This is a genomic window from Salmonella sp. SAL04202 (assembly GCF_046550775.1).
Taxonomy (GTDB): Bacteria; Pseudomonadota; Gammaproteobacteria; order Enterobacterales; family Enterobacteriaceae; genus Salmonella; species Salmonella enterica.
Window position 1 is genome coordinate 1,928,978 of sequence record NZ_JBGDXK010000001.1, and the last position, 22,224, is coordinate 1,951,201.

Genomic DNA, 22,224 nt, shown 5'->3' on the forward strand with positions numbered 1-22,224 from the left:
GGATTTTTATGACAGAAACGTCATCTCACCGCTATAAACCACGGAATATAATAAATGCGCCAAATGTAAAATCGTCTATTTTTTCCCGGAGCCAACAACGCGGCGACAGCGAAAATATCCAGCGCTGGTTAAGCAACCATTTTTATCGTTGGATCATCGGTGACTTTCCTCATGTTTATCCTGTGCGTTCCGTCGCCGATTATGCCGTTTATTTTAGCGCTGATGCAGAAATCCCCGCCTGGCTGGCGCCAAAGCTGGGTGGCGATGAGCGCTTTTACTACCTTAACGTTCAGCACCCGCAACTTGTGGCAATGGAAAGAGATTTAGTGGAATTTCTTTCGCGTCAGGAAGGAACGCGGCTGGAAACTAAACTACAGCGCATCAACTGCTTTACCGTGCTGGCAATGCGCGAAGCGGAGCATCAAAAAATGCAGCGCCTGCGTGAACAAGGTTGGTATCCCTCCAACAGCGAGGCGCTAAAACCGGTGATGGCGGTGAATAACGGTGTACTGGTTGAGCTTGATGCAACAAACCCCGGCCTGCGCAGTGAGATGGCGTATGAATCCTGGCATATGCAACACTGCGTCGGAGATTTTGACAATAAAGGCGCGCTTTCCGGCGGCTACGGCGATTACTATGCCCGGCAAGTTGAACAACAGAAACTTCGCCTGTTCAGCCTGCGCGACGGCAATAATATTCCCCACGTCACAATAAGCCTGGTGGTTGGTAATAACGGCCTGAGCATTGATCAGATTAAAGGTAAGCAAAATCGCCATCCTATTAAGAAATATGCTAACGATGTTTTATCTCTGTTACGCCATCTGCAACCACTTCCTGAGCGCCACGCTGATTGCGAAGGGATGGGAATAGTTTATGAATCGACGCCGGAATATTCAGGTTGGAAATTTATTACTCATATTCATGACCTCAATTTTCTGCTCAATGTGTTGCATGACAATTTTCATTTAATGGAGCACTTCCCTACGCCTCCGGTGGCTTTACAGTGGCTGCTGCTGCACAGCGCCCCGGAGGCACTGCGCTACCTTCAGGTTGTTGATCCTAACGTGGCGACGGCTGCGGAAATGCTGTTTCCACGGCATGAATGGCACCCTACGCTTGCCGGGAAAAACACCAGTAGTGAACCTTTCGAAATTGAAAGCCTGACGCTACAAACCACGCGTTACCTCCCTGTCATCAAGGAGGTGCAATAATGTTCTGGATTGTTCTTATTATTGCCGCCCTATTTTTTAGCTGGCGCAACTACAAAAAAAACAAACCGCTGATTGCGGCCCGCATCGCCGAGGAGAAAGAAAAAGATCGCCTGAAAGACCTGCGTCGCGATACCCGACGGCGGCAATGGGCGCTGGCGCTAGCTGATATCCTCGCCCGGCGCAACGGGCTACCGATCAAAGGCGTTGAGCTGGTATTTAAACTTGACGATGACAAACGCCGCTATCTGGCGCAGCAGGTAAAAAAAGAGCTGGGCTTGAGCGAAAACCTCGACGGCGCGGCGTTACGCCACAAGGTCGAGGATATCTTACGCCGCTGGCCTGCGGGCATCGGCAGCTCGCCGCGCACGTTTTATCATCATCTGGCGGCCCAGGGCCAGGTCCGCGACGCGCTGGCTTTCGACTGCATGCGAACCGCCTTTCTGACCCGCTGTATCGCCGGGCTCGGCTGGTGTAACGAAAACGAGGCCTGGCTGGTGTTATTACTTAACGCCCAGCGCGCTCAGGACTGTTTTGATTCCTGGGAGGATTACGCCACCGCCTACGTTCGCGCCCGCCGGGTATGGCTCACGCTACGTGACACGCCAACAGCGCTTGCCGGACGGGATTTACAGGAAGCCACCCATTATTTGCAAGACCCGGTCAGCCGCTGGCGACAACTGCCGTGGAATGAATTCAAAATTTTCGAGCCGATTTAAAGGACGCTTTATGGAACAGGATGATCGTCTGCTCAACGCTATGTTTGAGATGTGCAACAACAAAAATCCCCTCAATGACGGGCAACGCGAATGGCATATCGCCGATATTCCCGGCCTGCTGCGCGAAGAACGCTATGACGAACTGGACGAACGCTACAACCAGGCGCTGACGGAGAGCTTTACCAGCCGCGAAGCGGAAAAGCGCTATTTCTTCGCCTGGAATCAAATGGACAACCCTTTTTACGATATGGACACGCTGGTTGAGGCTGGGCCGCAAGGATTAGCGCTGATCAAAAACTGGCAGCGCGCTCGTCCCCGCTCCACTCACGCCTGGCTTGCCGAGGCGCAATACTGGAATCACCGTGCGTGGCTTTACCGCAGCTATGGCTGGGCGAGAGAAACCACCCGAGCGATGTGGATCTGCGCCGCCGCCTGCAACGAACGGATGGTCATCGCCGCGCTCAATGCTATCGACTGTGAACCGCGCCAGTGGATGGCGGCGGCCCTGACCAGCACCAACTCAAAAGTCTTCGGCCAGCCCGACTGGCTGGTTGAGTTCCTCGTGGGCGCGGATGTTGCCGGGCAGCCATTAATGGAAGATCTGGCTGAATATCATCGCCATTCACCGCAGGAGGTGGACGCGCTGATGGCCCATTCCGGGCTGTCGTTTGCCGACGCGGTTTGCCCAAATTTGCCGCGCCCGTCCGTGCTGCCGGAGTGCAATGACGATGCCGGGCAAAAATACTGGCTCGCCGTCTGCCTGGCTATTTTCCCGACGGCATTTTACGTGCTGGATGAATATATCCCGTTTCGTATGCCGCGCTGGGGAGGGTCTCACGAGGAAATCCGCGAATTTCTGGAATCAAGCGTATGCGATCACCTTTCTGCCGCAGAACGTGAACATCTGGAGCTATTGATCTGGTGGGACGATCACCGCGATCTGCGCATCAAAGAGGTTGACTCCCCGGCAGAACAGGAACGCATTATCGCCAAAGCCGAAGAGATTAGCCTGCGAGCGCATATCCAGGAATCTCGCCACAACGCGCTGAAGTGGCTGCGGGTCTGCTATAGCGATCTGGACGATAATGACGCGCTCTGGCGAACCCTTCAGCGTTCGATCGTGGAAAAAGTTAAGTTCAACAATTACTTCTTTGATGACACGATAAAGTTCGCCCTGCGCGATTTTCCTGACACCTGGTGGATGTATAATTTTCTCTGTCAGAATGCGCAGCAAACGGAATTCGCAGTGCCGAAAATCCGTCGTGGCTACTTTCAGTACGCCGGGTTATTGGGTTTCGAAAAGGATGAGGCGCAAGGCCTCGCCTGGCTCGATAGCGTCGCCGACATTCAATATAACCATAACTGGCGGGCGGCGATTAAAAATTTCAACTGGTTCGGGCTCCCGGAACATTTCGTGCCGCTGGCAGAGCTGGGCGCACAAAGAAATATACCCGCCGCGCTAAACCTGCTGGGCCTTGAACACAATAATAAAGAGAACAACGGCCTACTACCTTACGATCCTGCCATCGCGTTAGGGTATTTTCAGCGCGCGGCGGAGATTTTGCACCGGCAGTTAGCGGTGCGCAAGAGCACCCCGTACAAATTAATAGATAACGGAGGCTATACCGACTATGAAAATGACCTGCAAAATATTCATTTCAGCATCGGCGTCTGCAACCAGCGTCTGAGTAAACAAGAACCTGATACCGAAAAACGTTCCGCTTATGAAAAAGAACTGCTCGATAATCTCTGGCTGGCGCATCAGTACGGGCATAAAGAGGCCTGGGGCTTGTTCCTGCTGAATATTTTTGAAGTGAAGGATATTACGCTGGCGCATAAGCATCTGGAACTGGTGCAACAAGAGGCCAACAAAGGCACGCTACACGCTATGGTGACCCTATCGCGCCTGCACGGTAATAAACACGATCGAACGCTGTTTAATATGAAGCTAAGCGCACGCTGGGCGCATTTTGCCTTCACACTTTACCCGGATAATGAAATCGTTATGGACTGCCTGGACCACCTGCATTTCGATTCTTTCTGGAAACGCTTACGTTTCGCCTGGTATACCGTCCGCATCCCGAATTCAGAGCTGCCGGGACAGGTCAACTCAATGGTGTAATGGAGTGATAATACAAAGAAAATCTCTATTTCTTTGCGCCCTGCTTCTACTCTGCGCCACCGCCAGGGCTGAAATTACGGAGCAGCAGATCGAGGCCGACTGCGCAAAAATTCCAGTTTTTGCCAGCCAGGGCGAACAGCTTTACAAGACCCAAAAATATGCCAAAGCGCGCGACGCTTTTGAACAGCAGGCCGCATGGAGCGAAAGCTGCGCCCTTGACGACAGCGCCATCGCGACGGCCTACAACAACGTGGCGCTAACCTGGATACGCGAAGGCGAGTGGCGTAAAGCCCGCGCCTGGCTGATGCTAAGGCCGAATGATAGCAAGTCGATCTACAACCTGAAACTTATCAAAGATAAGCTATCGGCCCTGCCGCCACCGGTTTTTGCGGCGGGTGAATACTGGCGCTATGCCGGGCGCGCCTCCTGGAACGTGCTTAGCGTGAAGGCATTACCCACCCCATCGCGCTATCAGGTTAATTTTCAGGGTTACTGGTTCGGTTTAATGGGGATCTACTTCGGCCCCAATATCGGCGAGTTCTCCACAGCGGTAACGCTGGAAAACGATAAAACCATCGTGGCGCTTCGGGAAGGCGATGATATTCACTGCAACATTTCGCTGGCTTTTTCTTCTGAAACCATTGATGCCAGCACCGATACGTTTGTGAACTGCGGTTTTGGCGCAAATGTCCGCGCCGACGGGCACTATCTGCGCGTTGAATAAATCTGGCGTGGAAACTGAAATTTTATGATTAACCTGAGCTCAGTTGAAATTAACAATCTATTTATAATTCACATAACGTTCCTCATTCTTTCCTGCTATCCATATTACCTCAACACCTCCATTACAATTATTAATGTCGTAAGCATGGTATATTTAACGCTCGCTTCTTTTTTTTACCCTGTGATACTTCATTTCTGGATATCAATTTGAACCGACCATTTTCCATTTGATATTGTTCCTTTATATAAATTTGAGGCGCCTGATCTTTAAACTTTATAGTTACAAGATGACCATCTTTGCTGTCCTCATACCACCTATATATAACATAACTATCAATGCTTATTGTGTAATCCTGACGAATGACAAAATCAGAAAAACGCACGATATCTTCATAAGCAAAAAAGCTACTAAGCAATAAAGCATCCACCAGGTTTCCTTTTGCATCGTAACTATTTATTTGTACATTAAGCAATGACGTATCAGACTCTCCAATTTTATTATAAATTATCAATTTGTAAGTATTACCATCATGTTCAAAGTACCCTAATTCATAATAACGGACACCATCACCAATATACGGAGAAAGAAAATTCTCACCATTTACCGGCACCTTAACTTCCTGTTGATTAAATAAGTTAGTTTTCTCTTTATATTCATCTGGTAATTTTAACTCCATTACATTATCATCGGAATTAATATCTTTATAATAACAAGCCAATTGTGCAAACTGCGTAGAACCAACAGGTAGAAGCAACGCCTTACTCTTTTGATTATTACAACCAACACTTGTTAAAATAATGCCAAACAATATGGCCGAACGCAGTAAACTTAAAGAAAAAGTTAATCTATAACTATTCATAGTCGGCATTAACATTGGATTATATGTTGAAAACTATATAATAAGATATTGTCATCATACATTGTTGTATTTTTCAATTAAAAAACTCATGATATGATTGCTAAATAAGCGTCAATTATTAAGATGTGCAGATGACGGTGTTGATACCAATTTTTAGTGTTTTTGCTGTATCGCGCACGTCAGCACCATTAAAGGCCATATCAACAATGTGTTCTTTGACGCCGGGCTTACGGGCTTCACAGGTATAAGACAACTGGAAAACGCGTCTACATGACCGGCAACGAAAGCGCTCGTGCCGGGAAGAACTATGACCATGACGATAAATTTCATCTGAATGGCAACAGTAACCATAGAAAACCTAAAATAACAGTACATACTATAAATTCTATCGATTGAAGGCATTACCCCTGTATCCTCCACAAAACGTTGCCCCGGAGGATGGAGCTCGTTTACAAAACACCACATTATTCACACTTTATTCTTTCTGTACTATTTAAAGAACTTCCAAATTCATAAAAATAGTTCATATTAGTGATATAATCATGATAATTATCATCATTTAATTCACGTTCCTTCTGCATAACCAACGAAAACAATTCGCTGTCAGACTTAACATCATAGCAACCATGAACTGACATCACAGATAACAAATATATAATTGTCATTTTTTCAAAAGAGCTATTTGTGGTGGAAAGTTTGTCTCTCAATAGAGGAATAGCCTTCGATCCCATAGGGGCAATACCATCAGCCATCCATAATGGATATGGTCTTTTAGCACGCGTACCATAATAATAAAAATCATACCTTTTATCTAAAGGCAATCCCTTCATATACACCAAAACATCCTGGATAGAGTGCCCGTTGAGGGTACTCCTGACATATTCAGGAATGGAAGACTGGCAAGCTGTTATCGCCGCAACGAATGATATAACCATAATTATATAGAAAAATTTTTTTGACATAAATTATCACCTGCATCAGTTATTTTTTTCATATCAGATTTTATTCCCTGTCGCATAGGCATTCTTTTCAAAACCAATATTTCAAAGTCAGAAAAAATGCACGGCACGATAAGAACATTAGCTGGTATCTGACAATCAATCACTATCACTAAATTTGCGTCATTACCGGATTCTACATATTTAAATAAATACCATCATGGTTTCCCAAAATTCCTCCAAGCCAGAGCATGTTCCTTAGATTTTACTCCCAACAACCCCTCTATTTCCCCCCATAAATGTTGATTGGCGTCTGTCGATATAACTATTGCCTCAACAAGACCTGTTGCTATGGCAGTGGCTAATTCATCATTATCTGAAGTTATTCCATCTTCAATATATTTAAACAATAACTCTTTTTTAACACAATCAAGTTCAGAAAATATCGCTACCAAAGACTTACCAATCTGCGAAAATAGCATAATCAACGGTGGCTCATCAGGAATCCAATACTCATTAACGGAGCCAATTGTTTCTGATATAGAGTCCGAAGAAGAACTAAATTTATCCACATAGTCAGCAATAATTTTATCCATTACTCTCCCCTTAAAGCTCGCTGTAAATCTTTCAATATATTCTCTGCCGCCGACCTTCTCACCAGTAGACAATTCATAAAGCACAGCATCCGCAGTGCTTCTGCAAATAGACCCGTTTTAGTTCAATGCATTTTTTGAGAGCCCGGCCAGATTGACCCTGGTTGAGTTGTATCCATTTCTTGTTTGGACCAACATCCCCCCCAATGCTCTACTTTTCCATCAGAATATGGTCACAGTGGCAAAGGTGGAGTTTTCTCTCCGGCTCATGGTGTGGCTCCAGTTGCCCCGTCATCTGCTCCGGCGTCAGCCCGTCCCTCTTGACTAAAATTTACACAACCCATTGATAATAAAAAATATTTACATCATAGCTAATTCTTTAATTTTTTCAGTTCTTGTAGCTTGTTTTGAGCACCTATATCACCATTTTTTGAAGCCAATCCCATCCAATAAATAGCTTTGTCCAAATCATAATACTTTGAAAAGTCTGGGTTTGTATTGGATAAATAAATACCATAATTATATTGAGCTATGATATTTCCTTGAGATGCAGATATCTTCAAATACCTTAATTGTTCGTCAATATTATTTATGGTGAAGCAATAATATTGATATAATCGAAATGATGCTTCCGAGTCTCCATCTTTCGATTTGTTTTCAAGCTCGAATTTTTGCTCATCCGTTAGATTATAGATGGTGGAAGTGGATTCCGACCTCCATTTATTATCGTCTTTAGACTTAGCCATTTTGCCACCAAATGTGTAAAATGATACTATTAACATTATAAATATAATAACAAATCGCATTTATTTCCTCATCATATAAATTTATTTTATATCGCCTGGTTTCTGAAGCGTTCCAGTGGTCGTTGATACGGGTTTAATCCCCCCATAAGCCCTATCGGATCCTGTATGATATTCCTCCTTTGCAGCAAATCATACCATCGACATCAGTTGTAATCTCGACACCAGATAATTTTATATCTCATTAGCAGTAGCACAGACAGACTATTATTCACAAACATTTTCTTTTATTTTTTTTATCGATTCATTAATTTTGTCTATAATACGTTCATCTCTAAATTCATTTAATAGTTCATTTAGAATAGGAAGTAGTTCTTTACTCCCGGCATTCCCGGCTGCAATAATAATTTCATCAAAAATCACATCTTTCTTAAGTTCTTTAATTATGGTTTCCAGAACACGTTCATCCTTTCTCTCTGCCAGACCTGATATAACCTCAATTCTTATATCATCATTCGTATCCAATAACATCCCCACAAACTCCTCTCTGATATCCTCGGTGTCATATTGATTGAAATTTATAGAAAATGCAGCCCAATTCTTCACGTCGCTATTATTATCACGAAGTAAACATAGCAATAAAGGTATTGTCGAGTTATCATTAATATTTGATAGTGCTGCTGCAATTGCACATCGAACATTTGCCGATTTATCATGAATTACTTTAGTGCATAAATTAATAAATTTCTTTTCGAAGTGTTTGTCTTTTTTACAAAAACGCCCTAACGCATTGATAATAGAGGCTCTTAACAAGACTGATTTATTGAGCTGGAACATGTTTTCTAAAAAACAAAAAGATTTTCGCAGTTTCTCATATGACATGGTCATTTGACTTAAAATAGTAACTCCAATTTTCTTTTTATAGTTATCCCTGGAATGACAAAGATTCATGGATAAATTAAAAACATCGTCTCCACTTAATATTTGCAGGCAAAATATAGCAGCATTTCTTTTTAAGTAGTCATTATCATACAAAATAGGAGTGAGTTGTTCTACTTTGTAGTTTTTATACTTTTCATATAGAAAAATCTCTCTTCTTTCTTTTTTTTGTTTGTATTTTTCAATAACTTTCATAACGATTATCACTTGGTAATTTTATCTTTGGATTGCCGTGAATGTTTGCATCCCCATGCCTTCATGGTGTACTTGTCTCCAGTGCAGTAAATCTACCATCTGCAATTAACTCTTCGAGCATCTCACATCGGCCAGGTTTCTTACCTGTACTTTGCCCTCGCTCACTTATTAATGAATCAACCAGCTTCTGTATTCCTGTGTTAGCTTGATTAGGCGCGGGTGAGTATGAACGGCCGCGGGCCGGACAGCGCGAAGTTGGTCTCCCCCGGCAGCACCTTCGCCCCGGCAGCGGGTTTACCGGCCCGCCGGACGTCATTCCGCCCGGACATACCGAGCACGCCACGCCTGTCGGCGCGCCTATCAGCCCCCCGCAGCCCCTGGACTATCGGGCCACCTTCTGCTGTCATATCATTCTGGCGCGCCGCTGGTTTTCCGCTCATCACTCAATTCCTTTTATTATTTAATTTGATGTGAGGAATAAGGTATGTACGTATTTATCACTTGTGATACTCCTCGTTTTTTATCATTTTCTCCACCAAAAAAAACCATTGAACATATCCACCAAATAAAAACCACCCCCATATTGCCACTGTCAAAACATATTCACTGTGAATGGTTGTAAAAATAAAACCAAAAGACAATAAAAATAAAAACAAAACAATAGCAAATATTATTCCTGTCGGAAATGATATTATTACCATCCCATACATCATAATACTATTCAGTTCACTTATATCGTAATTTGAATCTAACTGAGAAAGTCTAAGTAAAGAAACACATAATATAGAGATTGACATTGTTATCCAGATCATTTTTATACTTCTAATAAAGTGTTTCATTATAACACTCCAGTTAAAATAAATCTCATAAGCCGTCCTGCATTATTCCCGGAACATTTCATCTGACATGTTTTTAAAGTATCATTAGACCAATCCTGACAATTATTGACCAATCCAAATTTCATCGGGAACATCCAGTCGGGTAATACGGTATAAAAAGGCCTTGCTCCTTTAAGTTTTTCTTTTAGGCAGCTTTCAATACAATCATTATCTGGTTCGACCGATTCGCACCGGCTAGCACCTTCTCTCGTATCGTTGCTCGCTTTTCCTGGTCCTAACATTCCATCAGTTGGCCATTCTCCTCGTTGATCCTGACCACCACAAACATATCCATTTTCCCCGTCAGGAACACAAAGATATTGATGATATAAAGGATTACCCCATATATCAGGGCCACTTTTTTCACCCGTACCTCCTAGTGAATGCAATGGTTTAGTACATTTTAGTGTTTCCAATCCTAATGGATCTATATCTGTGATCGGATTCAGCGGATATTTATAAAGGTTTCATCCCCCGGCTAATCCGATAGGATCCTGCGTGATATATATTCCCTGTTCCGGATTGTAATAACGGTACCGGTTATATACAGCCCCGACTCCTCATCGTATTGCTGCTCCGGCAGCCGTATCACCTGCTCCAGGTGCTCAGGGTTTTCCTCACCCGACAGGTTTTCCCATTCATTAAACGCTACTAACTTATACAATACTTCTATTAACGCCGATTAACATCTGCGATAGTCTCTAATAACCACGATAATATAGGTGGTTTTTACCTACTGGTCACGATGCAAGCCTCTACTAGCTCTCCTCGTTTGCTGCGTTTTTTCATCACGTAAGTTTTCGATAAGAGCATCGACATCACGATCAAAGTGTGATGACTTTTTTATATATCGAATGATATCTTCCGATAAAAATTGGTCGGGATCAATAAGTGCCAACCTAACTAATTTCATCAATTCATCTTTAGATGGTTTCTTCTTTAACCACCAATGAAACGCGCCATTCCGATCATGTTCCGAACTATCCTCATGACCAACCTCATATCCATTAAGTTGTTTTAAAAACAATAAATCAGGATACATATCAAGGTTTAACCACTCCATTGGAAAAGACATTAATGTTATAAACTCTATTTTGTTCATAAACCACCTTATTAAACAGGATCCGCACCAGTATATTGAATTTCTCCACCTAACCTTTCGAATATCTCACACATCGACACATCCCCACGCAAACACCCTTCTCAAGCAGACCCCATTGATATATATTGTAATAGTAAAAGGTCAGCACTTAATAACTTACCAAATTTAAAAATTATCTTCTGCCTGGCAGATAGAATTTTCTTACTTGCATCAGATAGTTTTCTACAAAATGAGCTTTGTTCCTTTGTCATTTTAGTTGAATCTGCTTCAGAAAGAGGTTTCCATGTATCGGTACTTACACGAGGACCATCATTTTTCCCTAAGTGAATATGATCTGGAGCATGGTCAGGCCGAAATCTGTGGCCTCTGGGCCAGGGTTCGCATGTACCGAAGTAGGACCATTAGCCCCAGGGATACCTTGTCCAAGGTTAACCAGCCCCAAAGGGTCACTTCTGCTAATCGGATTTAGTGGATACTGGTACAGGTTCCATCCTCCCATCAGCCCAATCGGATCCTGCGTGATGTACCTTCCCTGTTCCGGATTGTAATAACGGTGCCGGTTGTAATACAGCCCCGATTCCTCATCATATTGCTGCCCCGGCAGCCGTATCACCTGCTCCAGGTACGCCGGATTTTCCTCACCCGACAGGTTTCCCTATTCACCATATTTCCGCACGTCGACAAAGTTATCTTAAATATCAGATCAGTCATGCCTATAGATTGTGTACCATGCGAAACATCGAGCCAACCTATCTGGAATGTATGGAACATGATCTTTTACCCATTTTTCTATATTTTTTTCCTCTGATATTTCAGCCGCACCACTCCATATTGTGATAAAATCATCCTTAAACTCATCTCCAGAATAAAAAATAAACGCCTCATCGGCACCATATGTTTCTATATAGACGATTGAACTATTTTGCTCTTTAAAAAATTCAAGTATATTTAATCGTTCTGTTTTTAGTTGCCTTTTGATATTATTTTGCAAAGAATCTCTTTGTGCAGCACTCAATTTATCAGACATATTAGTACATGGTGTTTTTGCAAATGAAAAACCACAAGCCAGGCAAAATACTAACGTACATTTAAGTATATTTATTCTTATCCATCTCATTATCTCACATCCCCAAATTTTATATTCACTCGATTTTTATTATTTCAAAAAAACTCTTGACATTTCCCCTTCTTATTCTGCAATCATCCTCGTTCATCGCCACATCTAAACGCCAGTACAATTTATTTTCCACATCCCAATGACTTCTCATCGCATTAGCAAATTTTTCTGCTGTTAAATCCGCTGAACTTATATAATATCTCACCCAACATTTCCGGTTCTTTCTTACCACTATGTTTCTCTGAACGAAAAGATACCGCCACGCATAGTTTTTTTAACCCTTCCATTCAAATGTAAAAGAAATTAGCTCATCCGGAACATCACTGACAATATGAGTCACATGTTATTTAACATTCAATCAGAAATATATCTCTTTGTAATCTTTAAATGAGGGTGAATCCCCTACGCCCATAAAAATGAACATTATTTTTGTTGATGGTATGCCACCTCTGCCTGAAGGCACTGTTCTATCAGGGAAAGATCATAACAACCATAACTCAAACATTAATTTATGAATTTAGTAATAACGCAACATTAATCTGTAAAATCCAGCACTGACTTGTATTTAAAAAGTTGTATTTAACGTGCTAAATATACGATTCCTGGTTATTTTATTCTTTATCCAGGCGTGTGCAAAAATATACTTTCATACTCTCGTCATGATGCTGAAGGTTAAATTTAATTCATTTTAAAAGGCTAAAACCCGGATGAAGATCTACCTCGTCACCAAATCAATTTACCACCACCACCTATATAACTTCGGCCTGGGTATGGAAGTATAAACATGTCATCACATTTTTCCCTGGAACACCCCCAGTATATCGTTTCCTTACCATCGGACCATTCTGCCGTAGCAGCAGCATTAATAGAAAAATGCCATTTTTTCTTATTATAAATCAACTCACCCGTTATTTCACAAGGAAACCAGAGCCAAAATCCAGTCATGGTATCACTCATTTCCTTATATTTATCACTTAACAAAAATATTTTTTCTATCTGACTTGCATTTAAAACCCATTTATTGCATAAGTTTCTATCCCCAGGCTCTTTATTATAAGGACTCATATAATGGGACTGATTTATTTTTAATATCTTCATATCAGCAAAACAATAACTCACAGAGGATAAAAATAGAATCACAAAAATAATCACATTATTCGCTTTCATATTAACACTCTATCCAGAGTCGAACGCATACCTTTGTCGTTTAGTCGAGCGGCGGCGGGCATATAGTTTTCCTCATTATATATTGATGTGATTTTGTATCATTGCAATTATAATATTAAAGTTACCTTACTCAGTTTAGTAAAAAAAGGCAGAACATGTTTGACGTCAATATTATCCAACACTTCTATGAAGAAGTACAAATTCAAACTAACAGTTTGCACTTGCTTTTTGAATAAATAATGAGAAATTTTTTATCTGACTTGTTCTTTGCCCTAATTACTACAAATCCGTGAGTTTGTACTCGATTTTACATTATTGTCGATAGTCAGGAATTATTGATATATAATTCAGTAAATTTGACAAATTCGTTTCAGAATGACCTTGCTTTTATGTGAACTTCATTCATTTTTCAAACCGTCTCATATAATCTTTTCATGCAAATTTTCTTGTCATACACATTGAAAACATATAACAAAAATTCACGACATATCCAATTAATATTTCATACCATCATTAACTTCATCATCATAATTTATGAAATATAGAATTATTTTAGTGTAATACGTTTGAGTGGCAACCACTCACCAGGCTGAGAATATGAAAACATTTTTCCTTTTATATAATATGCTTTTCCTTTATTGCTTATCTCAAATTGCGGTGATGGATATGGACATGCATTTTCTTCGTCGCCGTTATAGTATAATGCCAAAACACCAGAATTGATTTTTAAAGAGTAGTCACCAATGCATGTTATCCCCGCATGCCAGGTTGTCATGGATAAAGAAGCACGATTATTTTTACTATCTATCTTTAAATTATATTGTAAAAAAACCTGACTCCCATCATTTAACTCCTCGCCAAGTTCCTCGACTCTAAAGTTACCATCCCATTGTGTTTGAGTAATCGCAAAAGAATTTGCACTCCATAAGCAAGAAAAAATAAATAGATACTTTATAAAATCGCCCATACCACTAACCCCTGATTTAATATGAAGAAGGTTTCAATTCAGTATTCAGCATTGTCACACTATACACAAAACCATTCAAGTTGCATCAAGGCGGCAAGGATTTGCTATTGCGCAATGCGTAAAAAACATCAAGAAAATATATTTTTTATAATAAAATCTACTAATAAGTAGATTCAATGGATTCCATCTTATCAATAGGTATTTATCATTTTCTGTTCAACCTCAACCTGATTTCCTCTTAGTACTGAGTATCGTCTGCGATCGTTAATTCTACCTCTGATGATATCTCGTTAAAAAATAACGCTACCGCCATACCCTGGTTTACAAACCTGCACACCCTAAGATTACCCTCTTATCTGCATTAAGAATATCATTGTGTTTTTTTTCGGAATATATAAAGATTCCCCATAGTGGATACATAACGTGAGCCAAATTAGTTAAAGAGGTAATCACTGACGCTATAATAAGTCAAATGACCTTTAGTATTTTCTTTAATGCATGTTGCCGAGGTAATTTCAAGTTTATTTTTAGTGAATTAGTTTCATATTCAGGAAATGCTTTATTTAAACCCTGAATATTGGGGGCAGTGTCATAACATCCTGATAGCAGAAAGATACAAATAAGCAGCTATTTACCCTGATTAAACATATATGCCTCACGCACTACAATCCTCCGTAACCAAATCCAGCAGCGTTAAACTCCACCCTTTGCCCAAGCCATGAAGCTCGCTCAGATGAAAAATCAAACCATCACCCCATTTTTTCGGCACTGCCACCACTCGCTCTGATTGCAGCTCAAGCCGCCTGGCGTTTGCTATACGGGTATCCGACGCCTGATCCCCACTATCCACTCCATTCACCATGCTAAACGTCAGCAGCGCATTATTAGTACCGGTATAGCTGACAAAAAAACCGGCGTGATCCCATCCCTTTTCACAAACGTACTCAACCTCCGTGTGGTGATCAAATTCGTTATCCACAGGAATATGCTCTGAAAACCAACCTACCTGCCCCAACAGGTAGTTAAAACCGGGTATTGGCTTATTAATATCAAAGCTTTTCATCCACTTATAATCATGCCCAGCCCCAATTCGGTACAGCACATACATCCCAACTTTTTTATCAATCAAGGCATTAATTTTCGCGTTGTCTCGCTGCTGAAAAGCGATAATCACCTGTCTTGCCGTCTCTTCAAACGACGGTGCGGCACAAACGGGATGCGCGACCATTCCCAGCAGACTCAACGCAATGGCCGTGCGGCTCATTTTCATCATTGGCTCTCCATTAACATCCGGTGTTCTATTAGCGCCAATATACTCTCGCAATATTTACTCGGCCTGTCCGTAAGCGTACAATGCCCGCCCTTAAAGTGAGGACTCTCCTCAAGCCGCCTCATCAGGTGAGGCGGATCTGACCTGTCATCAGAACGAGAAAATGATGTTTAAACCAGAACTCCTTTCGCCGGCGGGAACGCTGAAAAATATGCGTTACGCTTTCGCTTACGGTGCCGATGCCGTCTATGCGGGCCAACCACGCTACTCTTTACGCGTGCGTAATAACGAATTCAATCACGAAAATTTGCAGCTTGGCATCAACGAAGCCCACGCGCTCGGAAAAAAATTCTACGTGGTGGTGAACATCGCCCCGCATAACGCCAAGCTCAAAACCTTTATCCGTGACCTGAAACCCGTCGTCGAGATGGGCCCGGATGCGCTGATCATGTCCGATCCAGGGTTGATTATGCTGGTACGCGAGCACTTCCCGGCAATGCCGATTCACCTGTCGGTACAGGCTAATGCCGTAAACTGGGCGACGGTAAAATTCTGGCAGCAGATGGGGCTGACCCGTGTGATTCTCTCCCGCGAGCTGTCGCTGGAAGAGATTGAGGAAATTCGCCAGCAGGTGCCGGATATGGAAATAGAAATTTTCGTCCACGGCGCGCTATGCATGGCCTATTCCGGCCGCTGCCTGCTTTCCGGCTACATCAATAAACGCGATCCGAATCAGGGCACCTGCACCAATGCCTGCCGTTGGGAATATAACGTGCAGGAAGGAAAAGAAGACGTTGTCGGCAACATCGTGCATAAGCACGAACCGATTCCGGTACAGAACGTTGAGCCGACGCTCGGTATCGGCGCGCCGACGGATAAAGTGTTTATGATAGAAGAGGCCCAAAGACCGGGCGAATACATGACCGCGTTCGAAGACGAGCATGGCACCTATATCATGAACTCAAAAGATTTGCGCGCTATCGCCCACGTGGAGCGCCTGACGAAAATGGGCGTCCACTCGCTGAAAATCGAAGGCCGCACCAAATCCTTTTATTACTGCGCCCGTACCGCGCAGGTCTACCGTAAGGCCATCGACGACGCCGCCGCGGGTAAACCCTTCGACCCTACGCTGCTGGAAACGTTGGAAGGTCTGGCTCATCGCGGCTATACCGAAGGTTTCCTGCGTCGCCATACGCACGACGATTACCAGAATTACGAGTACGGGTACTCCGTTTCCGAACGCCAGCAATTTGTCGGCGAGTTCACCGGCGAGCGTAAAGGCCAACTGGCGGCCGTGGCGGTGAAAAATAAATTCTCCGTTGGCGATAGTCTGGAGCTGATGACACCGCAGGGAAATATCAATTTCACCCTGGAACAGATGGAGAACGCCAAAGGCGACGCTATGCCGGTGGCGCCTGGCGATGGTTATACCGTCTGGATGCCCGTCCCGCAGGACGTTACGCTGGATTACGCACTATTGATGCGTAATTTCTCAGGCGAATCAACGCGTAACCCCCATGCTAAGTAGTTAATTGCGGTTATTTTTTCATGGCGGGAAGATTCTTAGAAATTGATCACATACCGCTTCGCTCAATACGGGTATTATTCAACGCGCTGAAAAACATAACCCATAAATGCTAGCTGTACCAGGAACCACCTCCTTGGCCTGCGTAATCTCCCTTACGCAGGCTTATTTTTTGCGTATAATCAATAAAAAAGTGGTACTTCCCGCCACATCCAAAAATTGAGCACACTAACCAAAGCGCAAATGGGCGCTTAGGTTTAGAGACCTCCCCTATCCATTGCCAGCCAGCAAGTCACAATCCTCCCCGCATCCGGTCGGACTCAGGACTTAGCATTCTGACGTTTACGTTTAACATCAGTGAATTAAATCAATAACTGCTTTGTAAGAACTTACACAAAAAGTTTCCAGGTTATTAAATTAAGGTTAAAAAACTGATAATTTAAGCGTGTAAAAATATGGCACGTTTTAATGCCGCTTTTACAAGGATTAAAATAATGTTTTCCCGGATTAGAGGTTTGATTTCATGTCAAAGTAATACTCAAACCATCGCACCTACGCTCAGTCCACCTTCATCAGGCCATGTAAGTTTTGCTGGTGTTGATTATCCTCTATTACCACTAGATCACCAAACGCCGCTCGTTTTTCAGTGGTTTGAACGCAATCCAGATAGATTTGGTCAAAACGAAATTCCCATTATCAATACGCAGAAAAACCCTTATCTTAATAATATTATCAATGCTGCTATAATAGAAAAAGAAAGAATTATTGGTATTTTCGTTGATGGCGATTTTAGCAAGGGACAAAGAAAAGCATTGGCAAAATTGGAACAAAATTATAGAAACATAAAGGTTATTTATAATTCTGACCTTAATTATAGCATGTATGATAAAAAGTTAACGATGATTTATTTAGAAAACATCACCAAACTGGAAGCTCAGTCAGCAAGTGAACGAGATGAGGTCTTGCTTAACGGGGTAAAAAAAAGCCTGGAAGATGTCTTGAAAAACAATCCGGAGGAAACGCTTATTTCATCTCATAATAAAGACAAAGGTCACTTATGGTTTGACTTCTACAGAAATCTTTTCCTGCTAAAAGGAAGCGATGCCTTTCTGGAAGCTGGTAAACCTGGTTGTCATCATCTGCAACCAGGCGGTGGGTGCATATATCTTGATGCAGATATGTTACTTACTGATAAACTCGGCACGTTGTATTTACCTGATGGTATCGCTATCCATGTAAGTCGTAAAGATAATCATGTTAGCCTTGAAAATGGAATTATTGCTGTTAACCGCAGCGAGCATCCAGCATTAATAAAAGGACTCGAAATTATGCACAGTAAACCTTATGGCGATCCCTATAATGACTGGCTCAGTAAAGGGTTGAGGCATTATTTTGACGGTTCTCATATACAAGATTATGACGCATTTTGCGATTTCATTGAATTTAAACACGAAAATATCATTATGAACACAAGCAGTTTAACTGCCAGTTCTTGGAGGTAATCATGATAGCCTTGTTTTACTCGCCCTTACCACCGTCACGTATAATCGGTATCCAGAGTTATTCCTTTATCCTGTAAAATGTGATACAGATTCTCCATTGATCTAATAACTACCTCAATTTCACATTCAAGTTTCTCTACAGAACCTTCATTGAGTGAGAAGTTGAGAGCCAGTAATAATGATTGTGAGTTATTATCATAACACAAATGTGGTCCATTATTCTCTGCAAACCATAAATTAGCATTGAGAAATTCAAAAGCAAGATTATTATTATCCGGAGGTCTTCCGCAAAAACCGTATATCATTATATACTCGCTGTTAGTGCTTGTTAGTAAGATACGGTAACGGTTATCTATAATAAATGAGCATAATCTGTTTTCGTCAAAGGCAATTGAATCGGCATTTAATTTTAGTGAAAACTGTCTTAATAAGCGATCGGCTCTTGAATACATAACACCCCATACTCTATTTAAAGAGTTTCTATATAAGTCATAAGCCTCTGGTCTGGACGCTTAACACCCCGTGTCATCGTCAGAATTCGTCTTTTCCCTATGACTTGCTGTGTTTGCTCATTTATGGCCAGGCTGGCCGGGTTCTGACGCCATTTGCGCTAAGGTATAGTCCGGCGCATATTCCCATCATACCAATTCCCCCCATGCCAAACGATGCGCCTAAAACCGTCAGAGCGGTAGTATATGCAGCACCACTACTGACACTGGCGACAGCCCCTGAGCATACCCCACTGAAAATACCTGTAAACAATGCCGTGGTTCCCACGCATATTAAACATCTGGGTTTATTGCCGTGAGCGTTAAACTCAACGATTTCAGCTGCCGGACTTTCTTCATTACACCGTTCAGAAGGGGGGAGCAATGGCGTTTGCGCATTCACGCCCGAAGTGACATTCATATAAACCTCTTCATGCACATGCCTGTTTATGTTTATGAAAAAAGCGATACCTCAGGCAACGGTACGACTATAAGACACCGCGCTAAGTCATCATCTAAATAGGTTTTATTTGATAACAAGAATAGTGTACTGCTAATAGTGCGCCTTGTTCCTGCCAAAGCAGTCTAAAGAACATTTCGATTTTATGCTATTAAAAAGTATGTTTGGTAATAAATATCAGGTTTTTATCTGATATTATGAAGTTTGAAATTAATACTGATAACTGACGTATGTTCGTCTTGTTAATTCTCCGTTTCGTTATTAAAGGCGCTATATCGGAAAGCGTCTGACTCCCCCTTGTGGTTTCCTTGCACTCTTACAAGCGATACTCAATGCGCATACCGGCATCTCTCTTGTCGCCATTTGCCTTAAACCATGCTTCGCTTACCGCTGCGTACAGCAGGAAGAAAAACGGTAAAGCAATAAGTGCGCAACATTTCAATTTTCATCCTGTTCTGACCTCGCTTTTTCATTTCTGCTATACACTTTCTGGAGATTGTTGTTCAACCTATTAAGGCATAACGGATGGCTAACTTTCCCGCCAGCTTACTGATCCTCAATGGCAAAAGCGCTGATAACCAGCCGCTACGTGAGGCCATTACTCTACTTCGCGACGAAGGTATACAGATTCACGTTCGGGTAACCTGGGAAAAAGGCGACGCGCAGCGTTACGTTGATGAAGCCCGTAGACTGGGCGTTGAAACGGTGATTGCCGGCGGCGGAGACGGTACCATTAATGAAGTGTCGACCGCGCTCATCCAGATCCGCGACGGCGTAGCCCCTGCACTGGGCCTTTTGCCGCTCGGCACTGCCAACGATTTTGCCACCAGCGCCGGTATTCCTGAAGCGCTGGACAAAGCGCTGAAACTGGCGATTGCCGGAAACGCGATGGAAATTGATATGGCCAGGGTCAATGATAAAACCTGTTTTATCAATATGGCGACGGGCGGTTTTGGCACCCGCATTACCACCGAAACGCCGGAAAAACTTAAAGCCGCGTTGGGCGGCGTCTCCTATCTTATTCACGGTCTGATGAGAATGGATACGCTGACCCCTGACCGCTGCGAAATACGTGGCGAAAACTTTCACTGGCAGGGAGATGCGCTGGTGATCGGCATCGGCAACGGTCGTCAGGCCGGCGGCGGGCAGCAATTATGTCCCACCGCGCTGATTAACGACGGGCTGTTACAGCTACGGATTTTTACCGGCGAAGAACTGCTGCCGGCGCTGTTTTCCACACTCACGCAGACAGATGACAATCCGAATATTATTGACGGCGCCTCGGCGTGGTTTGATATTCATGCGCCGCATGAAATCACGTTTAATCTGGATGGCGAACCACTCAGCGGGCAAGAATTTCATATTGAGGTGCTGCCTGGCGCATTACGCTGTCGGCTGCCACCAGACTGCCCGTTACTACGTTAATAACGCCTGTCGCTGGCCGGATGCGTTCACATCCGGCTTTTTTTCGTTGAACTCAGGCGATGGTGACTTTGCTATCCAGATAGACATCCTGTACGGCGTTAATCAACTTCACGCCATCAGCCATCGATTTCTTAAAGGCTTTACGTCCCAGAATTAGCCCCATTCCACCGGCTCGTTTGTTGATCACCGCGGTACGAACCGCGTCGCCGAGATCAGTGTCGCCGCCGTCCGCGCCGCCGGAGTTGATAAGCCCGGCGCGTCCCATATAGCAGTTCGCCAACTGGTAACGTACCAAATCAATCGGGTTATCGCTGGTCAGTTTGCTGTACACGCGATCGTCGGTATAGCCGAAGTTGACCGCTTTATAACCGCCATTATTCTCGGCCATTTTCTGTTTCACAATATCCGCGCCAATCGTAGCGGCCAGATGGTTGGCTTGCCCCGTCAGGTCAGCGGATACATGGTAATCAACGCCGTCTTTTTTAAAGGAAGAATTACGCAGGTAAGCCCACAATACGGTCACCATACCCAGCTCATGCGCACGCTCAAAAGCGGCGGAGATCTCTTCAATCTGGCGACGAGACTGTTCCGAACCGAAATAGATCGTCGCGCCTACCGCCACGGCGCCCATATTGAACGCCTGCTCAACGCTGGCGTACAGGGTCTGATCGTACTCTGTCGGATAGCTCAATGTTTCGTTGTGATTCAGTTTGACCAAAAACGGAATACGGTGCGCATAGCGCCGTGAAACCGAGGCCAGTACGCCGTAGGTAGAGGCCACGCAGTTACAGCCGGCCTCAATCGCCAATTCAACAATATTTTTTGGGTCAAAGTAGCGCGGGTTGGCCGCAAAAGAAGCGCCGGCGGAGTGCTCCACCCCCTGATCGACGGGCAGTATCGAAAGGTATCCTGTTCCCGCCAGGCGACCAGTATTATAGAGCGTCTGCATATTACGCAGAACGGCTGGTGGACGATTATTGTCAATCATCACCCGGTCAACGTAATCCTTGCCGGGTAGATAAAGCTGATCGGAAGGAATGGTCATACAACGATGCTGTAAAAGGCTGTCGGCGTCTTTGCCAAGCAACTGCGCAATATCAGTCATAGCTATGCTCCCGTAAGTTCCGATAGGGTATCGGAAGGTGAATAGTCCTGCCCCGCAGATTGCGGGTCGCAATAAGCCTGGTACTGACCGACCATTTTTGCCAACTTTAGCGCATTTTTTCGGCGCTATCTGCTGACTCGATTCACGTCCGAAAAAGTGTTAGATCGGTCAAAATTAA

23 protein-coding genes and 6 pseudogenes are annotated in these 22,224 nt (G+C 43.4%); 7 read left to right on the forward strand and 22 right to left on the reverse strand.

Annotation, left to right across the window (positions count from 1 at the left end; translation table 11 throughout):
* The first annotated feature begins 8 nt into the window (after positions 1-8).
* Genes ACLJQJ_RS09675 through ACLJQJ_RS09690 form a run of 4 tightly spaced genes read left to right on the forward strand, consistent with a single transcriptional unit; the run spans position 9 to position 4,773 of the window.
* Positions 9-1,211 carry a cytoplasmic protein gene (locus ACLJQJ_RS09675; protein ID WP_063809107.1) on the forward strand — a complete coding sequence of 401 codons (1,203 nt, stop codon included), beginning with the start codon at positions 9-11 and terminating at the stop codon, positions 1,209-1,211.
* The gene (locus tag ACLJQJ_RS09680) at positions 1,211-1,927 is read left to right on the forward strand and encodes a DUF1266 domain-containing protein (RefSeq protein ID WP_000498587.1); all 717 of its coding nucleotides are present in this window, start codon (positions 1,211-1,213) and stop codon (positions 1,925-1,927) included. The genes ACLJQJ_RS09675 and ACLJQJ_RS09680 overlap by 1 nt, the downstream gene beginning before the upstream one ends.
* Positions 1,928-1,937: 10 nt before the next feature.
* On the forward strand, positions 1,938-4,049 hold the full coding sequence (locus ACLJQJ_RS09685; protein WP_063809106.1) for a DUF4034 domain-containing protein: 2,112 nt from the start codon (positions 1,938-1,940) through the stop codon (positions 4,047-4,049).
* A gap of 4 nt (positions 4,050-4,053) precedes the next feature.
* Positions 4,054-4,773: a tetratricopeptide repeat protein gene (locus ACLJQJ_RS09690; protein ID WP_063809105.1), complete on the forward strand. Its 720-nt coding sequence runs from the start codon at positions 4,054-4,056 to the stop codon at positions 4,771-4,773.
* Positions 4,774-4,903: 130 nt separating this feature from the next.
* Here ACLJQJ_RS09690 and ACLJQJ_RS09695 read toward each other — a convergent pair whose 3' ends face one another.
* The 19 genes and pseudogenes from ACLJQJ_RS09695 to ACLJQJ_RS09785 all read right to left on the reverse strand — a co-directional run bounded on the left by ACLJQJ_RS09695 (position 4,904) and on the right by ACLJQJ_RS09785 (position 15,544).
* Positions 4,904-5,641: a hypothetical protein gene (locus tag ACLJQJ_RS09695; protein ID WP_063809143.1), complete on the reverse strand. Its 738-nt coding sequence runs from the start codon at positions 5,639-5,641 to the stop codon at positions 4,904-4,906.
* Positions 5,642-5,756: 115 nt separating this feature from the next.
* A pseudogene (locus ACLJQJ_RS09700) lies at positions 5,757-5,957 on the reverse strand (IS1-like element transposase); the annotation flags it as partial.
* 139 nt (positions 5,958-6,096) lie between these two features.
* A complete protein-coding gene (locus ACLJQJ_RS09705) occupies positions 6,097-6,594 on the reverse strand; it encodes a hypothetical protein (protein ID WP_057935541.1) in 498 nt (165 codons plus the stop codon).
* A gap of 194 nt (positions 6,595-6,788) precedes the next feature.
* Positions 6,789-7,166 (reverse strand): hypothetical protein, encoded by a 378-nt coding sequence (locus tag ACLJQJ_RS09710; protein ID WP_063809103.1) that lies wholly within the window; start codon positions 7,164-7,166, stop codon positions 6,789-6,791.
* A 368-nt stretch (positions 7,167-7,534) separates the two neighbouring features.
* Positions 7,535-7,969 carry a sel1 repeat family protein gene (locus ACLJQJ_RS09715; protein WP_024158441.1) on the reverse strand — a complete coding sequence of 145 codons (435 nt, stop codon included), beginning with the start codon at positions 7,967-7,969 and terminating at the stop codon, positions 7,535-7,537.
* Between the two features lie 204 nt (positions 7,970-8,173).
* Positions 8,174-9,040 carry a HEAT repeat domain-containing protein gene (locus tag ACLJQJ_RS09720; RefSeq protein WP_063809102.1) on the reverse strand — a complete coding sequence of 289 codons (867 nt, stop codon included), beginning with the start codon at positions 9,038-9,040 and terminating at the stop codon, positions 8,174-8,176.
* A gap of 61 nt (positions 9,041-9,101) precedes the next feature.
* Positions 9,102-9,239, reverse strand: a pseudogene (locus ACLJQJ_RS09725) (polymorphic toxin type 34 domain-containing protein); the annotation flags it as partial.
* Positions 9,240-9,255: 16 nt separating this feature from the next.
* Positions 9,256-9,480 (reverse strand): annotated as a pseudogene (locus ACLJQJ_RS09730) (type IV secretion protein Rhs); the annotation flags it as partial.
* 57 nt (positions 9,481-9,537) lie between these two features.
* Positions 9,538-9,879: a hypothetical protein gene (locus ACLJQJ_RS09735; protein ID WP_024157260.1), complete on the reverse strand. Its 342-nt coding sequence runs from the start codon at positions 9,877-9,879 to the stop codon at positions 9,538-9,540.
* Complete coding sequence (locus tag ACLJQJ_RS09740) at positions 9,879-10,334, reverse strand: hypothetical protein (RefSeq protein WP_179121697.1); 456 nt, start codon at positions 10,332-10,334, stop codon at positions 9,879-9,881. Before ACLJQJ_RS09740 ends, ACLJQJ_RS09735 begins: the two co-directional genes overlap by 1 nt.
* Positions 10,335-10,388: 54 nt before the next feature.
* Positions 10,389-10,564, reverse strand: a pseudogene (locus ACLJQJ_RS09745) (RHS repeat-associated core domain-containing protein); the annotation flags it as partial.
* An 87-nt stretch (positions 10,565-10,651) separates the two neighbouring features.
* Entirely contained in the window at positions 10,652-11,020 is a 369-nt protein-coding gene (locus tag ACLJQJ_RS09750; RefSeq protein WP_024157261.1) for a hypothetical protein, read from the reverse strand.
* 424 nt (positions 11,021-11,444) lie between these two features.
* Positions 11,445-11,675 (reverse strand): annotated as a pseudogene (locus ACLJQJ_RS09755) (RHS repeat-associated core domain-containing protein); the annotation flags it as partial.
* 48 nt (positions 11,676-11,723) lie between these two features.
* Positions 11,724-12,047: a hypothetical protein gene (locus ACLJQJ_RS09760; RefSeq protein ID WP_001805513.1), complete on the reverse strand. Its 324-nt coding sequence runs from the start codon at positions 12,045-12,047 to the stop codon at positions 11,724-11,726.
* A gap of 115 nt (positions 12,048-12,162) precedes the next feature.
* Positions 12,163-12,372 carry an ISAs1 family transposase gene (locus ACLJQJ_RS09765; protein ID WP_254892995.1) on the reverse strand — a complete coding sequence of 70 codons (210 nt, stop codon included), beginning with the start codon at positions 12,370-12,372 and terminating at the stop codon, positions 12,163-12,165.
* A 488-nt stretch (positions 12,373-12,860) separates the two neighbouring features.
* A complete protein-coding gene (locus ACLJQJ_RS09770; RefSeq protein ID WP_000646714.1) occupies positions 12,861-13,304 on the reverse strand; it encodes a hypothetical protein in 444 nt (147 codons plus the stop codon).
* Between the two features lie 547 nt (positions 13,305-13,851).
* Positions 13,852-14,271, reverse strand: coding sequence for a hypothetical protein (locus ACLJQJ_RS09775; protein ID WP_000502177.1), 420 nt, complete (start codon positions 14,269-14,271; stop codon positions 13,852-13,854).
* 433 nt (positions 14,272-14,704) lie between these two features.
* A pseudogene (locus ACLJQJ_RS09780) lies at positions 14,705-14,902 on the reverse strand (hypothetical protein).
* A 24-nt stretch (positions 14,903-14,926) separates the two neighbouring features.
* Positions 14,927-15,544 carry a hypothetical protein gene (locus tag ACLJQJ_RS09785; RefSeq protein WP_063809101.1) on the reverse strand — a complete coding sequence of 206 codons (618 nt, stop codon included), beginning with the start codon at positions 15,542-15,544 and terminating at the stop codon, positions 14,927-14,929.
* Between the two features lie 163 nt (positions 15,545-15,707).
* Here ACLJQJ_RS09785 and yegQ point away from each other — a divergent pair, with 163 nt between their 5' ends.
* Together yegQ and sseK2 are read left to right on the forward strand one after the other, a co-directional pair.
* A complete protein-coding gene (gene yegQ, locus ACLJQJ_RS09790; RefSeq protein ID WP_001517981.1) occupies positions 15,708-17,069 on the forward strand; it encodes a tRNA 5-hydroxyuridine modification protein YegQ in 1,362 nt (453 codons plus the stop codon).
* Between the two features lie 452 nt (positions 17,070-17,521).
* Positions 17,522-18,568 (forward strand): type III secretion system effector arginine glycosyltransferase SseK2, encoded by a 1,047-nt coding sequence (gene sseK2, locus ACLJQJ_RS09795; RefSeq protein WP_077950912.1) that lies wholly within the window; start codon positions 17,522-17,524, stop codon positions 18,566-18,568.
* Between the two features lie 35 nt (positions 18,569-18,603).
* Here the strand turns inward: sseK2 and ACLJQJ_RS09800 are convergent, their stop codons facing one another.
* The gene (locus ACLJQJ_RS09800) at positions 18,604-19,020 is read right to left on the reverse strand and encodes a CesT family type III secretion system chaperone (protein ID WP_001747580.1); all 417 of its coding nucleotides are present in this window, start codon (positions 19,018-19,020) and stop codon (positions 18,604-18,606) included.
* A 121-nt stretch (positions 19,021-19,141) separates the two neighbouring features.
* Positions 19,142-19,477, reverse strand: a complete 336-nt coding sequence (gene steD / locus ACLJQJ_RS09805) for a type III secretion system effector SteD (RefSeq protein WP_063809099.1) — start codon at positions 19,475-19,477, stop codon at positions 19,142-19,144.
* A gap of 564 nt (positions 19,478-20,041) precedes the next feature.
* Here steD and yegS point away from each other — a divergent pair.
* Positions 20,042-20,941, forward strand: coding sequence for a lipid kinase YegS (gene yegS / locus ACLJQJ_RS09810; protein ID WP_063809098.1), 900 nt, complete (start codon positions 20,042-20,044; stop codon positions 20,939-20,941).
* A 52-nt stretch (positions 20,942-20,993) separates the two neighbouring features.
* On the opposite strand, the gene fbaB is transcribed toward yegS, so the two are convergent.
* Positions 20,994-22,046 (reverse strand): class I fructose-bisphosphate aldolase, encoded by a 1,053-nt coding sequence (gene fbaB, locus ACLJQJ_RS09815; RefSeq protein WP_000129590.1) that lies wholly within the window; start codon positions 22,044-22,046, stop codon positions 20,994-20,996.
* Positions 22,047-22,224: the final 178 nt, after the last annotated feature.

Excerpts from the sequence above, each read along its gene's own strand:
- ACLJQJ_RS09675 (WP_063809107.1), top strand. The coding sequence starts at position 9 with ATGACAGAAACGTCATCTCACCGCTATAAACCACGGAATATAATAAAT.
- ACLJQJ_RS09680 (WP_000498587.1), top strand. The coding sequence starts at position 1,211 with ATGTTCTGGATTGTTCTTATTATTGCCGCCCTATTTTTTAGCTGGCGC.
- ACLJQJ_RS09685 (WP_063809106.1), top strand. The coding sequence starts at position 1,938 with ATGGAACAGGATGATCGTCTGCTCAACGCTATGTTTGAGATGTGCAAC.
- ACLJQJ_RS09695 (WP_063809143.1), bottom strand. The coding sequence starts at position 5,641 with ATGCCGACTATGAATAGTTATAGATTAACTTTTTCTTTAAGTTTACTG.
- ACLJQJ_RS09705 (WP_057935541.1), bottom strand. The coding sequence starts at position 6,594 with ATGTCAAAAAAATTTTTCTATATAATTATGGTTATATCATTCGTTGCG.
- ACLJQJ_RS09710 (WP_063809103.1), bottom strand. The coding sequence starts at position 7,166 with ATGGATAAAATTATTGCTGACTATGTGGATAAATTTAGTTCTTCTTCG.
- ACLJQJ_RS09715 (WP_024158441.1), bottom strand. The coding sequence starts at position 7,969 with ATGCGATTTGTTATTATATTTATAATGTTAATAGTATCATTTTACACA.
- ACLJQJ_RS09720 (WP_063809102.1), bottom strand. The coding sequence starts at position 9,040 with ATGAAAGTTATTGAAAAATACAAACAAAAAAAAGAAAGAAGAGAGATT.
- ACLJQJ_RS09735 (WP_024157260.1), bottom strand. The coding sequence starts at position 9,879 with ATGAAACACTTTATTAGAAGTATAAAAATGATCTGGATAACAATGTCA.
- ACLJQJ_RS09750 (WP_024157261.1), bottom strand. The coding sequence starts at position 11,020 with ATGAACAAAATAGAGTTTATAACATTAATGTCTTTTCCAATGGAGTGG.
- ACLJQJ_RS09760 (WP_001805513.1), bottom strand. The coding sequence starts at position 12,047 with ATGTCTGATAAATTGAGTGCTGCACAAAGAGATTCTTTGCAAAATAAT.
- ACLJQJ_RS09770 (WP_000646714.1), bottom strand. The coding sequence starts at position 13,304 with ATGAAAGCGAATAATGTGATTATTTTTGTGATTCTATTTTTATCCTCT.
- ACLJQJ_RS09775 (WP_000502177.1), bottom strand. The coding sequence starts at position 14,271 with ATGGGCGATTTTATAAAGTATCTATTTATTTTTTCTTGCTTATGGAGT.
- ACLJQJ_RS09785 (WP_063809101.1), bottom strand. The coding sequence starts at position 15,544 with ATGATGAAAATGAGCCGCACGGCCATTGCGTTGAGTCTGCTGGGAATG.
- yegQ (WP_001517981.1), top strand. The coding sequence starts at position 15,708 with ATGTTTAAACCAGAACTCCTTTCGCCGGCGGGAACGCTGAAAAATATG.
- sseK2 (WP_077950912.1), top strand. The coding sequence starts at position 17,522 with ATGGCACGTTTTAATGCCGCTTTTACAAGGATTAAAATAATGTTTTCC.
- ACLJQJ_RS09800 (WP_001747580.1), bottom strand. The coding sequence starts at position 19,020 with ATGTATTCAAGAGCCGATCGCTTATTAAGACAGTTTTCACTAAAATTA.
- steD (WP_063809099.1), bottom strand. The coding sequence starts at position 19,477 with ATGAATGTCACTTCGGGCGTGAATGCGCAAACGCCATTGCTCCCCCCT.
- yegS (WP_063809098.1), top strand. The coding sequence starts at position 20,042 with ATGGCTAACTTTCCCGCCAGCTTACTGATCCTCAATGGCAAAAGCGCT.
- fbaB (WP_000129590.1), bottom strand. The coding sequence starts at position 22,046 with ATGACTGATATTGCGCAGTTGCTTGGCAAAGACGCCGACAGCCTTTTA.